This window comes from Streptomyces sp. NPDC034099, from assembly GCF_055575415.1.
Genome location: NZ_JBVISR010000018.1, coordinates 1 through 12,184 on the forward strand (window position 1 = coordinate 1; position 12,184 = coordinate 12,184).

At 68.9% G+C, this 12,184-nt stretch carries 10 protein-coding genes and 3 pseudogenes; 10 read left to right on the forward strand and 3 right to left on the reverse strand.

Features of this window, described 5'->3' with window-relative positions:
• Together ACZ56V_RS34960 and ACZ56V_RS34965 are read left to right on the forward strand one after the other, a co-directional pair.
• Positions 1–645, forward strand: a 645-nt coding sequence (locus ACZ56V_RS34960; protein ID WP_468947607.1) for an MATE family efflux transporter, incomplete at its 5' end; no start/stop codon positions are given.
• Between the two features lie 161 nt (positions 646–806).
• Positions 807–1,313, forward strand: a pseudogene (locus tag ACZ56V_RS34965) (IS701 family transposase); the annotation flags it as partial.
• 1 nt (position 1,314) lies between these two features.
• Here ACZ56V_RS34965 and ACZ56V_RS34970 read toward each other — a convergent pair.
• Positions 1,315–2,050, reverse strand: a pseudogene (locus tag ACZ56V_RS34970) (transposase); the annotation flags it as partial.
• A 232-nt stretch (positions 2,051–2,282) separates the two neighbouring features.
• On the opposite strand from ACZ56V_RS34970, the gene ACZ56V_RS34975 reads away from it, so the two are divergent.
• Complete coding sequence (locus tag ACZ56V_RS34975) at positions 2,283–2,492, forward strand: hypothetical protein (RefSeq protein ID WP_468947609.1); 210 nt, start codon at positions 2,283–2,285, stop codon at positions 2,490–2,492.
• A 142-nt stretch (positions 2,493–2,634) separates the two neighbouring features.
• Here ACZ56V_RS34975 and ACZ56V_RS34980 read toward each other — a convergent pair whose 3' ends face one another.
• Both ACZ56V_RS34980 and ACZ56V_RS34985 read right to left on the reverse strand, forming a co-directional pair.
• Positions 2,635–3,480 carry a patatin-like phospholipase family protein gene (locus ACZ56V_RS34980; RefSeq protein ID WP_468947611.1) on the reverse strand — a complete coding sequence of 282 codons (846 nt, stop codon included), beginning with the start codon at positions 3,478–3,480 and terminating at the stop codon, positions 2,635–2,637.
• A gap of 2 nt (positions 3,481–3,482) precedes the next feature.
• Complete coding sequence (locus ACZ56V_RS34985) at positions 3,483–4,286, reverse strand: SDR family NAD(P)-dependent oxidoreductase (protein WP_468947613.1); 804 nt, start codon at positions 4,284–4,286, stop codon at positions 3,483–3,485.
• An 88-nt stretch (positions 4,287–4,374) separates the two neighbouring features.
• Here ACZ56V_RS34985 and ACZ56V_RS34990 point away from each other — a divergent pair, with 88 nt between their 5' ends.
• The 7 genes and pseudogenes from ACZ56V_RS34990 to ACZ56V_RS35020 all read left to right on the forward strand — a co-directional run bounded on the left by ACZ56V_RS34990 (position 4,375) and on the right by ACZ56V_RS35020 (position 11,796).
• Positions 4,375–4,959, forward strand: coding sequence for a TetR/AcrR family transcriptional regulator (locus tag ACZ56V_RS34990; protein WP_468947615.1), 585 nt, complete (start codon positions 4,375–4,377; stop codon positions 4,957–4,959).
• A 378-nt stretch (positions 4,960–5,337) separates the two neighbouring features.
• Positions 5,338–5,631 (forward strand): annotated as a pseudogene (locus ACZ56V_RS34995) (transposase); the annotation flags it as partial.
• Positions 5,632–5,772: 141 nt separating this feature from the next.
• Positions 5,773–6,276, forward strand: a complete 504-nt coding sequence (locus ACZ56V_RS35000) for a winged helix-turn-helix domain-containing protein (protein ID WP_468947617.1) — start codon at positions 5,773–5,775, stop codon at positions 6,274–6,276.
• A gap of 1,230 nt (positions 6,277–7,506) precedes the next feature.
• Positions 7,507–9,756, forward strand: coding sequence for a telomere-associated protein Tap (tap, locus tag ACZ56V_RS35005; RefSeq protein ID WP_468947618.1), 2,250 nt, complete (start codon positions 7,507–7,509; stop codon positions 9,754–9,756).
• A 12-nt stretch (positions 9,757–9,768) separates the two neighbouring features.
• Positions 9,769–10,323 carry a telomere-protecting terminal protein Tpg gene (gene tpg / locus ACZ56V_RS35010; RefSeq protein ID WP_468947619.1) on the forward strand — a complete coding sequence of 185 codons (555 nt, stop codon included), beginning with the start codon at positions 9,769–9,771 and terminating at the stop codon, positions 10,321–10,323.
• Positions 10,324–10,608: 285 nt separating this feature from the next.
• On the forward strand, positions 10,609–10,899 hold the full coding sequence (locus ACZ56V_RS35015) for a hypothetical protein (RefSeq protein ID WP_468947620.1): 291 nt from the start codon (positions 10,609–10,611) through the stop codon (positions 10,897–10,899).
• Positions 10,900–11,550: 651 nt separating this feature from the next.
• The gene (locus tag ACZ56V_RS35020) at positions 11,551–11,796 is read left to right on the forward strand and encodes a hypothetical protein (protein ID WP_468947622.1); all 246 of its coding nucleotides are present in this window, start codon (positions 11,551–11,553) and stop codon (positions 11,794–11,796) included.
• The last annotated feature ends 388 nt before the right edge of the window (positions 11,797–12,184 follow it).

The window sequence follows — 12,184 nt, forward strand, 5'->3', positions numbered from 1 at the left end:
ATCCGCGCCTCACTCACCGCGAACTTCGCGCTACTCGTCCGCACAATCGGCCTGCGAGTCTACTGGCTGGCCGCAGTGTGGGCCGCGGGCCGGCTGGGCACCGAAGCGCTGGCCGCGAACACCATCGCGGCGAACCTGTGGATCACGCTCGCTCTCGCGCTCGACGCCCTCGCGATCGCCGCGCAGGCGCTGGTCGGGCACGAGCTGGGCGCCGGGCGGATCGGGCAGACGAGGCGGATGGTCGCGCGGATGAACTGGTGGGGGCTCTGGTTCGGGGTGATCGCCGGCGTCGGACTGGCGGCGTTGAGCCCGGTGCTCGCCGGGGCGTTCACCAGCGATCAGGCGGTGGCGCGTCTGCTGACACCGGTTTCGCTCGTCACCGCGGCCTTCCTGCCGGCCGCCGGGGTCGTGTTCGTGCTCGATGGCGTGCTCATCGGCGCGGGCGACGCGGTGTTCCTGGCGTGGGCGTCGCTGGCGTGCACGGCCGTGTTCCTCGGACTGCTCACGATCCTGTTCGCGGCGCACGGCAATCTGACCTGGTTGTGGGTCGCGGTGGGTGTCTTCACCCTGGCGCGGCTCGCATGCTTCTGGCTCCGGGCGCGAGGTACGGCTTGGATGCGTGTCGGCGCGCAGGCGGAGCGATAGATCGTGGCCCCGCGGCGATTCGGGGCTCGACGAGCGTGATCGCCGCGATGACCCCGGGCTCCGGGCCCGGTCCATCTCGAACCAGGAGGTCTGGAAGATCTCGCCCAGTACTGCAACGGTGCTTGCCGTGACTGCTGGCCGGCTCGGTCGTTGGTGTGGTTATGGGTGGGGACCTTGCTGATGTCAGGTTGTGGGCGGGTGAACTCGAGGCGGTGCAGGAGCGGTTCGTGCACCGGTTCAATCGGGAGGAGCCGCATCAGTCTGCGCTTGCTTACATGCGAGGGCTGGTTGCTCCGCTGGAGCGAAAGAACGGCTGGACGCTGGCGGAGGAGGCCGGGCACGCAGGGCCCTATCGCATCCAGCGGTTGCTGAACCGCATCGAGTGGGACGCCGACGAGGTCCTGGACGACGTACGCGACTACGTCGTCGAACATCTCGGAGACCGGGATGCCGTCCTGATCGTCGACGACACCGGGTTCCTGAAGAAGGGCGTCCGCTCGGCCGGCGTGCAAAGGCAGTACTCCGGGACCGCCGGACGCACCGAGAACTGCCAGATCGGCGTCTTCCTCGCCTACGCGACCGGCCGCGGACGCACCCTGATCGACCGGCGGCCCTACTTGCCCACCTCCTGGACCGACGACCGGGAACGTTGCCACCGGGCGGGTATCGACAGGCCACCAGCTCGCGTTTCAGCGCCCCACGTCCCTCGACGTAGAGCGCCTGGTAGATCGCCTCGTGACTGATGCGCATGTCCTCCTCGCCGGGGAACGCGACCGGCACACGTCGCGCGATCTGCTCCGGGCTCCATGCTGTCACCCAGCCTCTGTCGCCGCGGTGCGGCTTGTTGCGCCCCTTCCAGGCCGGGCCCTCCGGGCCCACACGCTAGCCTCCGGTGCCGGTGACGTCCCCGGACAGACGGGGCTGGATATAGGCTCGCAGCCTCGGATTGTCCACGAGTTCGGCCGTCTTCGGGCGCCGGGCCCGGCGTTCAGCGTGCCACTGCGCGGTCGAGGCCCGGTAGTTCAGCTTGTAGGTCCGGGTTGAGGCATTGCGCCGTAGCTCAGGGGAGACCGTCGACGGCGCCCGTCCAAGCCTGCGGGTGATTTCGCGGACGCCGGCGCCCTGGGCATGCCAGACGGCGATGTTCTCCCGTTCGGGAAACGACAGGTAGCGCCCGGACACCTCATCAGGAAGACACGGATTCACGCCGCCAGCGTGCCGGAACCAGCGGAATCCCACCGGTCTGGACACACCGGCAGCACTGACGCATCCTCGGTCTTGGGACCCCGAGCGATCGCCTCCAGAACCTGGCCTTGTCCTCAGGCCAGGCCACCGAGGGCCTGCCCCCCGATACGCACGAACCTGCTTGTGCCGCTCCACAGAGCCCATCACTCCACCTCCCGATCAAGGTGTTGCGACGATCAATTGAATCCGTCTCCTGGATCTCGGTTGGCTTCGCAACGCCGAGCTACCAAGAGGCTCTGCCTTCATGCCCACGGCCAGTGGCGATCACCCGATCGAAACCCCCGTTCGACGCACAACCCTCAAGATAGGAACGGCAACAGCTACTGCCCGGACCGGAGACGCTCAGCCACGACGACATAGCAGCCGTTGGCACGGAGGTCACCGGCCGATCGGTGGTCCGCCGTTACCTGGCGTACGACGAGCTGCGGGACCGTCTGGCCGCGCTGATGCCGGTGGAATTCGCCGTCATGCTGGCTCGGATGGACCGCGCCATCGCGGAGGGGGCCGAAGACCGCATCACCGACTCCGTCCAGCGCCTCGCCGGTCGCCCGCCGCAGAGCTTCCGGCTGGTCCCCGAACGGGAGCTGAATCGCGGTCGCTGACCTGTGCCGGCATCGGGGCCGGGCCCGGCCCGTCCACTCCGGGACGGGTAGGGCTGCCGTGCGTTCTTCAGCCGGCGTCGGTCAATCCGCCCGGAGTCGCCCAGGAGCAGGCGGTCCCGGTAGCTCACGGGGAGCGCGCCATTCACTGGAACAGCGCGCAGATGCGGTCCTTCTCGATCTCCGCCTGCGTGCGTCCGAGGACGAATGCCGGTTCGGCCAGTGCGGGGTTCAGCATGGCCGGGCCGCCCGCTCCCAGGGCGAACACCTCGGGGGAGGGCTCCACGGCCAGCAGGGCCATGCCCGATGCACGCAGATCGGCGATCTCCTGCCGGACCGTCTGGAAGGCGGCGAGTGGTTGGTCGAGGGGGAAGCACGACAGGACCACCATGCGCTCGGCGTCGGCGGCGGCCTGCGCGTTGACGTGGCTGAGCACGCCGCCGTCCATGTATCGACGCCCTTCGATGGTTACGGGCGGGAGGACGACCGGTGCCGCGCAGCTGGCCGCGACGGCGAGATTCAGCTCCACCCCGGATTCGGAGGTCCACACCGCGACATCGCCGGTGTCGACGGCGGTCGCGGTGCACCTGAACCGCCCCGGCCAGGCCTGGCCGTCAAGGTCGGCGAACAGTTCGAGGAAGGTCTCCTCGTCGATGTGAGTGAGGTGCTGCGTGGTGAGCCGTCCGATCGCCCGCAGCGCCTCGGGTCCCCGACCGGTGGCCTGCGCCATGGCGGCAAGAAGGGCCCGCGAACCTTCAGCCAGCTGGTCCTCGGTCACGGCCTGCCCCACCCTGGCGACCGCACGCACAGCGCTCGACAGGTCGGCTCCGCCAGCCAGGAACGCTCCCACCAGGGCTCCTGCGGACGTGCCGACGATGAGGTCGGCACCGGACAGATCGCAGTCGGCCTCGGCCAGCCCGGTCAGCAGGCCGGTCTGCCAGCCGATCCCAACGGCGCCTCCACCGCCCAGAACGACAGCTGTCCCGCCCATCCTCACGCCCCCTCGGCGGTCATCCGGCCGATGGCCCGGATGACCTGTCGCCTGGTGGCCAGGCGGCGGGAGAGGACGGCCATCACCCGGTTCATGCGTCCGTCGATGACGCTGGGCGGCGGGTTCCTGCGGTCCAGGGCGACCAGCGCGGTGCGGACCACGTCGACAGGTGAGGCGAGCTTGTTTCCGCCGGCGGCCCGCTCGGTACCCACGACGTCGAAGAACTCAGTTCGGGTGGCGCCGGGGGACAGGGCGAGCACCCGCAGTCCGGTGCCGCGTGACTCCTCCCACAGTGCCTCGGTGAGGCTCAGCACGAACGCCTTGGCCGCCCCATAGAGAGCCATGCGCGGGTTGGGCTGGTAGGCGGCCATGCTCGCCACGTTGACCAGCACTCCGCGCCCTTCCGTGCGCAGTTGCTCGATGAAGGCCCGGCTGATGTCGGCCACCGCGGTCACATCGATGGCGATCTCCTGTCGCAGCCGTTGCGGATCGGCCTCGTGGAAGGCGCCGAAGGTGGCGAACCCGGCGTTGTTGATCACGCTGGTGACCTGCAGGCCGAGCTGGTCCAGTTGCTCGGCCAGCGCCTGCCCGGGGTTGCCGGTGGCCAGGTCCATCGCCAGCACGTGCACCTGGACCCGGTGGTGTGCGCGCAGCTCTGCGGCCAGCTCCTCCATACGTTCCTTGCGGCGGGCGACCAGCACCAGCTCGGAACCGCGGGCGGCGAGCTGGCGGGCGAACTCGGCGCCGAGGCCCGCGCTGGCTCCGGTGATCAGTGTGGTCTGTCCGTGGTAGTCGACGGCTGTCATGGCTCTCTCCTTCTGGGCAGTCGATGCATTTCTGGCAGTTAATGTCAGGTAGGCGGTTGCTGTCCAGCGCCGGGTAAGGTTGGTTCCCATGACGACCTTGTGGGACCGATCGAGGCAGGTCGCCGTCCAGGAGATCCTGGACACGGCGGTTCGGCTGTTCGCCGAGCAGGGATACGAGCAGACGACAACCGCGCAGATCGCGCACGAGGCGGGGATCTCGCAGCGCTCACTGTTCCGCTACTTCGGCACCAAGGAGGACCTGGTCTGCGGCAACCAGGACGCCCTGGGTGAGCTGCTGAAGCGGACCGTCGAACAGCAGTCCACAGGGATGTCCGCCTGGGACGCCCTGCGGGCCGGATTCGAGGCGATCCTCACCGCCAACCACACCCCGGAACGGGTGCTGGAGCTGTCCCGCCTGATCTTCGAGACTCCCTCACTGCACGCCCGCTATATCGAGAAGCGGCTGCGCTGGCAGACCGAACTCGTCCCGATCGTCCAAGCCCGCCTGGGCACCGCCGCCGGCCCGTTCCCCGACCTGCGCGCCAAGGCGATCATTGCGGCGGTCTTCGCCTGCTTCGACACGGCGAGCGAACTCTGGGCCGCGAGCGAAGGGCGGCTCGACCTGTCGGACCTCTACGACCAGTGCCTCGCGGCGGTCCGGGACGGCGGCTGAGACGCGCCGCCCCTGGTAGTCCGGTCTCATCCGATCTTTAGGGCTTGCCGGAGAACAAGTCGTGGCTTCCGGCTGTGGGGATCGTTGTTCTGGTACGGGGAGACCAGAGGGGATCGAAGCGGTCCTGGCGGCGAAGTTCCAGATGCTGTTGCCGCATCTCGACGAGCGTCGGCTGGCCATAGGGGCGGAGGCGCGGTCGCTGGGGCATGGCGGGATAAGACCGTGTCCTACATGGTCAGTTGACGGTTGTGCTGGGCACGGGGAGTGGACGGCGGGGATGGATCGTTCCGGACGGATTGTGGAGTTGGCAAGGCCGTCACTGCCGCCGGCGCGGGTTCGTCCGCAAGGCGGTGGGGTCACGAACATCGATGACGGCCGGTGCCACCGCGACCGCCATGGAGGGCGACGCGCTCGCCCTGCCCTGAGGCGGTGTTTGCCGCGATCATCTACGTGCTGGCCAGCGGCTGCGCTTGGCGGGCCTTGCCACCATGCTTCGGGGCGTCGAAGTCGACCGTGCATCGCCGCTTCGCCATATGGTCTCGCACCGGAGTGTGGAGATGGCTGCATCAGAAGGTTCTCCAGCTCCTGGACGAGCAGACCTGGTCGACCTGTCCCGTGCGGTCCTCGATTCAGCCCACGTGAGCTAAAAGAAAAGGGGGCGAACTTGCCGGGGCCTTGACCCTTGCTCCTGGGCACACGAGACACTGGATCCTGAGGATCTGAGAACGGACATCTCGTGGTCATGAAGAACTACAGACCTTCCGTTCAGTTGTCGGGCCTGACATTGCTAGATCCCTGCGGTACGCCGTGGCCATGAGATATGCGCAGGGCGATGGTCTCACTCCGCGGGGGCAGGCTGCGCGGGAGCGGGTGCGCATGCTGGCCGCCGATGGCTTTGTGCGGGGTGAGAAGAACACGGTGATTGCGAAGGAACTTCGTGTCAGCGTCCGATCGGTGGAACGGTGGCGCCGCTCCTGGCGCGAGGGAGGGCGACAGGCCCTGCGCCCTTCGGGCCCGGCCAAGCGGCCAAAGGTCAGCGACGAGGACTTCGCCGTGCTCGAGCCGCTGCTGCTGGAAGGCGCGATGGCTCAGAGCTGGGCCGATGAGCAGTGGACGCTCTCGCGGGTACGCATGCTGATCGCAGACCACCTGGCGGTGTCGTTGTCGATCCGCGGAGTGTGGGAGTTGCTGCGGCGGCACGGCTGGTCGCGCCAGCAGCCTGCCCGACGGGCAGTCGAACGGGACGAGGCGGCGGTGGCCAGCTGGGTGAAGGGACCTGGCCCCGGGCAAAGCCGCCGCCGCGGCGAAGACGGATGACGCTGCCCATCCAGGCGATGAGCGGCCCGCCGTGGTCCGTCGCGGCCGTGGCCCCAGCCAACTCCGCCCCAGCCGCTCACCGAGACTGCGGCAGAACATCCCATCGGCGGGCAGCGCCCGCGGCCGCCCGGCACCGCTGTCGACCCACACCAGCTCGGCCATGGCCGGATCCAGCAGCGCGTCGACCACCGCCACCATCTCCGAGAAGACGACCGCGTCCCGCCCCACGATCCGCCACCGCTCCAGATCACCACCTGCATCCCCGCCCGCGGCCTGATACAGGCGCCGCGGCCAGACTGTCTCCCGCTCCCAGCCGAAAGCCTGCTCCCACCACCGGGCCACCACCGCCCGCGCCAGCGCGAACACCCGCTCCAGCTCCGCACCGGCCCGCACCGCCCGCCGCACCACCCAGGACCACCGCCGCTGCGCCGCCACCACCTCCGCCAGGCCCCGCAGATCGAGGTGCTCCAGCGGCTGATTGGCGTCCGCGTCCAACAGCCACCGTCTATGCCGCACACACGCCCGCTCCCACCGCGGCGTGTACCGCACCACCCGCACGGCCGCCCCCGTACGCCGGGGCGCACACAGGCGGCAGCCGAACGCCACGGGACCGGCCACCGCGCCACCGGATCACCAGCCTCAGCACGCAGCTTCCTTTCCCCAGGACGGCAACGCCCGCGCCAACACCTCCTCCTCGACGCCGCACATATCTGCCAGGAACCGGCGCCCGGCCATGTTCAGCAGCACCTCAGCGTCGGCCCGCATGCCCCCGCCCTCGTGCCCAGGCGGGTAGTTGCGCCACCTCCAGCACGCCCGCGGCACCTTCGCTTCCATCCCGTAGCGACCCGCGATGCGGAAGATCAGCGACGAGATGGTCTCCCCCTGCAGGGGAACGGACCGCAACAGGCCGGGGTTACGGAGCACTACTCCACCACGGTCTCGTGTCCGTTGTCCCGGCGGGCGCTTTCGCCACGACTGCGCAGCGGAATCCAAGCGGGCCGGATCCCCCGCAACGACTGTGGAGAGTCCCGTCTTCGCGGCACCTGGGTTCGTGCGCTACGGCCCCCTGTGGGAGCCAGGAGAGACAGCTCCGTGCACTGGAACTGAAACCAGCTGGCGAAAGAGATCACCAGCGTCAACGCCTACCGCGTCACATCTCGTACGCAAACCGTACGTCCTTCGTACGCTATGCATACGCTTCACGCTAAGATGCGGCACCGGAGGTGTTCGATGTCCGAGTTGTTCGATCGGATCGACGCGCTGGTCGCATCCCGGTCTGTGCTGCCGCCACCGGCGGAACGTAAACGGCTGCGCCAGGCGCACGGCCTGACGCTGGACGAAGTGGCCGCAGCCCTGGACGTTCGGCGGGCAACCGTCAGCGGCTGGGAGTTCGGCAAGACCGAGCCCCGCCCGCCGGAACGCGAGGCGTACGCGCGACTGCTCGGCAAGCTCGCGGAGCTCTACCCCGCTGACACCAACGTTGCGGCGCCCGCTGAGGGCACAGCCGTTCCGGAGACGTCCGGGGGTGCTTCTGCCTCAGCTCCGCAGGCGCAGCCTGTGCCTACGGACGCGGCACATGAGGCTGCGGCCATGACGACCGAACAGAACACCCAGCCCCGCCCCGCTGACAACTCCGTGCCTTCGGCTGCTGCGTCGCGTCCGGCGCGCGCCACCAGGACGTCGTCGACGTCGCGCCGCCCGGGTGCGAAGAAGACGGCCCCGGCCGGCACCATGACGAGCACCGATCCGCGTTTTGAGAACGGTCCGTTGGCGGTCGTTGATGTCGAGGACGGGCAGGTGCTGGCGTACTGCACGGGCGGTCTGGTTCTGGACGTGCCCGCCAAGAGCCTTGCAGCCCTGGTGGACTGGACGCTGCGTGAGGCCAGGCTCGGTCAGCCGAAGTTGTCCGGGCCGGGCAAGGACGCCGACCCGCTGCTCGTGCTCACCCAGGCGACCCTGAAGCGCTACGGCCTGCCCGTCACGCTCACCGAGGAGGAGCGGCTCGCCGGGCGGATCCCGGAGGGCCACAAGGTCGTCAAGCAGCTCGCGCGCGCGGAGTGGAAGCTGACGAAGCGCGGGTTCGGGCCGTGGGCGCGGATCTACCGCCCTGCAGCCGGTTCGGAGCGGGCCTGCGTGCAGTTGTGCATCCCCTCGTGGAACGCGCTGGATGCCCGGCACTGGGGCGAGGCCGGGCAGCTTTCGCCGGCGGAGCTTGCCCGCGTCCTGGGCGTGTACGCCTCGCGCGTGATGACGCCGCGCGGATCGACAGCGGTGACCGGTCTGGAGCTGATGACCGCTCTGCACCCGCCGACGCGGGCCTCCGAGGCGGACGCGACGGGGAAGCGGCACTCCGAGCACAATCCCAGCTCGCTCGGCAAGGACGCCATCGACCCGATGAACTGGCCGCCGTGCGAGGTCCCCGACGGCCACCCGGTCCTCAAGGACCTGCCTCGCTTCCATGCGCGCGGCCCCGGCGAGAAGCTGTTCGAAGAGGCGTACGACTGGGCGCGGCCGATGACCGACGCCGAATGCACTTTGCGTCACCTGGTCGGCATCGACGTCAACATGGCCTTCGCCGCCGGAGCCAACGGCCTGACCGTCGGCCTGGGCGAGGCGACGCACGTCAAGGCCCCGGCGTTCGACCCGAAGCTGCCCGGCTCGTGGCTGGCCGACCTGTCCCACGTCGACCTGTCGCAGGTGAAGGTCGGCAAGGAATGGGTGGAGCTGGACGGCAGCCTGCTGCCCTCCCCGTTTACACCGAAGGGCGAACGCCCCGAGGGCCCGGCCTGGTACGCGACGCCCACCGTCGCCTACGCGGTAGAGCTCGGCTACGAGGTCAGCCCGCTGGAGGCATGGGTCCGTCACGACAACGGCCGTTACCTGGACGGCTGGTACCAGCGGCTGCGTGACGCCTATCTGGCCACGATGGCCGACCTCGGCGTCGACGCTGACCTCGCCCCGGACGACTTCCTCGCCGCGATGGACGGCTGGAAGGACCGTGACCCGCAGCTGGCGATCGTCGTCTCAGCGATTAAGGCGACGGTCAAGGGCGGCCTGGGCAAGCTCCGCGAGCGACCCCGGGGCGAGGGCTGGAAACCCGGGCAGCCGTGGCGGGCCCTGTCCCGTCCGACGTGGCGGCCGGACATCCGGGCGGCGGTCATCTCCCGCACTCGCATCAACCTGCACCGCAAGATCGTCAAGCACGCGGCGTTCACCGGCCAGTACCCGGTCGCGGTCCTGTCCGACTGCGTCGTGTACGCGGCAGGCGGCGAGAGCCCGTTGGACTTTCTGCCCTACCGGGAGGGCAAGCCGCTGCCCGGCGGCTTCAAGCTCGGCATCAACCCCGGCCTGGTCAAGCACGAGGGCACCCAGACCGTGCTGTGGGGCGAGGAGGTCCGCGAGCGGTTCGACGCGCCGGAGCTGAACCTCGCCCGGTACATCAAGGACGGCACCGTCACCAACGTCGACAACGGAGAGTAGGAGAAGGCCACGATGAGCCTGTTCGGGGACGGTCTCGACCGCGCCGTACAAGGAGCGTTCACCCGCCCCATCCCCAAGTCGGCCGGCGCGCAGATGCGCTACCTGGTCAAACAGCTCAAAGGCACCCGCGCCGTGTCAGGCCTGCTCGGCATCTCGCAGCGCACCGTCGAGCGGTACGTCAAGGACCAGATCCGCCGCCCACGCGCCGACCTCGCGCAGCGCCTGGAGGACGCCGTCCGCGCCCGCTGGCAGCCCCGCATCCGCGCCCAGGCCCGCCGCCAGGCCGCCACCAGCACCGGCCTGGTCCTCGACACCCGCGCCCGCTTCGGCTTCACCGCCGCACCCGGCACCACCGACGACGCCCGCATCCGCCACCTCACCCTCGCCCTGCCCCCACACCACGCCGCCCGCCTCCTCGACGCCCAGGACACAGGCGCCGGCGAACAGCAACTGCGCGCCCTGACAGCCGATGCACTCGGCGAGGTCTACTTCCGCGACGGCGGCCGGCGCGCCGCGGGCCTGGAAGTCGAGTTCACGGACGTCGAGCACGTGGAGTTCGACCTGTAGGGACAGCCGGCGGTGCTTTCGCCGCCTGTGTGTGGTTGAGCCGAAGCGCGGTAGATGTCACAAAGGCAGCTTGTTGTCACCAGAACCGCCGGACTGCGCCGCGAGGTCGGCCGCCGACGCTGCGGACACGCGGTGCGGCTGCTCACACCGTCGGGCATCGCAGGCTGTCTGCAGGTGACGGGACATCGCCCATTATCGTCACTCTGACACTATGAAGGTGTAGGCTGCCGCTGCTGCCGCGGGGCTCTGCCTGGAGAGGTACTGCCAGAGGAAGGAACATGCGCCATGCCGTCTTCTGAATCTTCGGCCTCAAACAGGGGCTTCAGCCTTTCCCGTGCCGCCCTGGATGCTCTGGAGTTGGAGGTGGCTGGAGCGCAGAGATGCGAGACAAATGATCTTTACCACTACACGAACGCCAATGTGGCCATGTACAACATCTTGGCCAGCGGGACTCTGCGGCTGTCGCCGTTCGAATCAACGAATGACCTGTGGGAGTCGCGGCCCCTGCACCCCAACCTCAGCTCCCACCACGACGACGAGAACTGGCCCGAAGGTTCAGGGCACATGGACTTGTGAACCGACATCGACCGGAACATCCGCCTACACGCCAAAGTCGTGTGCCTGACCCGAGACTTCACGCTGCCGGACCACGTCTGGAACCGTGACGCCTCGCGGGGTTGGGGCCACCTGTCGCTGTGTGCCCACTACGGCACCAGCCATACGGGCGTCTGCCTGCGCTTCGACCGCGTCCGGCTGATCACGGCGTTCCAGGAACAAACTGGCTCAGCCGCACTGCGCTTCCATGGCCCCGTTCGCTACGTGAGCACCCGGGGGGTTGGGCCGCACGGACTGGACATCGGGCAGATCAGGGAATTCGGCGTCGACGCCGCCGCCTTGGCGTACGCCAAGGCGAACCCCGCGCTGTTGGAGCACAGCGCTGCAGCGCCGGTAGAGGGCCGGCCCAGGGCCGACACTGTCAGGCGCATGCCGTCGTGCGCCCCTGTCGCGCCCGTGCCACGTCTTCAGCGGGGAGCATCGCGGGTTTCTCGGGTTTGCACGACCGGGAGCCGGCCGGGCCAGTTACGAGAGCTCGACAGGACGCGTGCGACGACGCCTATCGGCCACTCGCGTCGGACCACTGCTCCATTTGTGTCTGCGCTCGCGCAGCAGTCGGGGACCCGGGCCCGAGCATCAGGAGTGGCCATCCGCATCCTCTGGGAGGCGACCATGACGACCGCCGCAAACGCGCACATCGCAATCACTTCACATACGACGCCGCCAGGAAGCTTGATCGCGCTGTCAGCGCGGCTCGCCGTCAGGGTGAATGCAGCACAAGGAAGCACCGACCTCACCCCGACCGGCTCCTCCTGGATCAACCAGGTCGAGCGGTGGTTCGGCTACCTGGCCCACCAGATGATCCGCCGCGGCGCACACAAGAACATCCAGGCCCCCGAAGCCGACATCCGGGCATGAGTCAAGGACTGGAACGAAGACCCCACGCCGTTCATCTGCACCAAGACAGCCGAAGAGATCCTCGACTCCCTCGCCCGCTTCCGCCGACGGATCTCCGGCACAGGACACTACGGCATACAGGGCAATACGCCCAGATTAGATGCCCTCTCAGACCAAGGAGTGAACCGCAAACAGGAATCCAGACTGGGGCCGGCGGTGAGCGTTTCGCTGAAGTGGGCCGTCGCTTCCCGCCGCGGGCCGAACAACAAGATGTGCGTGGTGCAGCACTCACTCGTGAGTGGCTCATGCGGAGGCGACGGCTCCGGCTTCTTCCTCTGCGACATGTCGACCGACGCTGACCGCGTGCTGGAGTGGTGCCCGCGCGCCACAGCCGATGTCGGTTCGCGCC

Bases quoted from the DNA above. Each gene is read 5' to 3' on its own strand.
- ACZ56V_RS35020 (WP_468947622.1), top strand. From the start codon at position 11,551: ATGACGACCGCCGCAAACGCGCACATCGCAATCACTTCACATACGACG.
- tap (WP_468947618.1), top strand. From the start codon at position 7,507: ATGTCCGAGTTGTTCGATCGGATCGACGCGCTGGTCGCATCCCGGTCT.
- ACZ56V_RS34980 (WP_468947611.1), bottom strand. From the start codon at position 3,480: ATGGGCGGGACAGCTGTCGTTCTGGGCGGTGGAGGCGCCGTTGGGATC.
- ACZ56V_RS35015 (WP_468947620.1), top strand. From the start codon at position 10,609: ATGCCGTCTTCTGAATCTTCGGCCTCAAACAGGGGCTTCAGCCTTTCC.
- tpg (WP_468947619.1), top strand. From the start codon at position 9,769: ATGAGCCTGTTCGGGGACGGTCTCGACCGCGCCGTACAAGGAGCGTTC.
- ACZ56V_RS35000 (WP_468947617.1), top strand. From the start codon at position 5,773: ATGAGATATGCGCAGGGCGATGGTCTCACTCCGCGGGGGCAGGCTGCG.
- ACZ56V_RS34990 (WP_468947615.1), top strand. From the start codon at position 4,375: ATGACGACCTTGTGGGACCGATCGAGGCAGGTCGCCGTCCAGGAGATC.
- ACZ56V_RS34985 (WP_468947613.1), bottom strand. From the start codon at position 4,286: ATGACAGCCGTCGACTACCACGGACAGACCACACTGATCACCGGAGCC.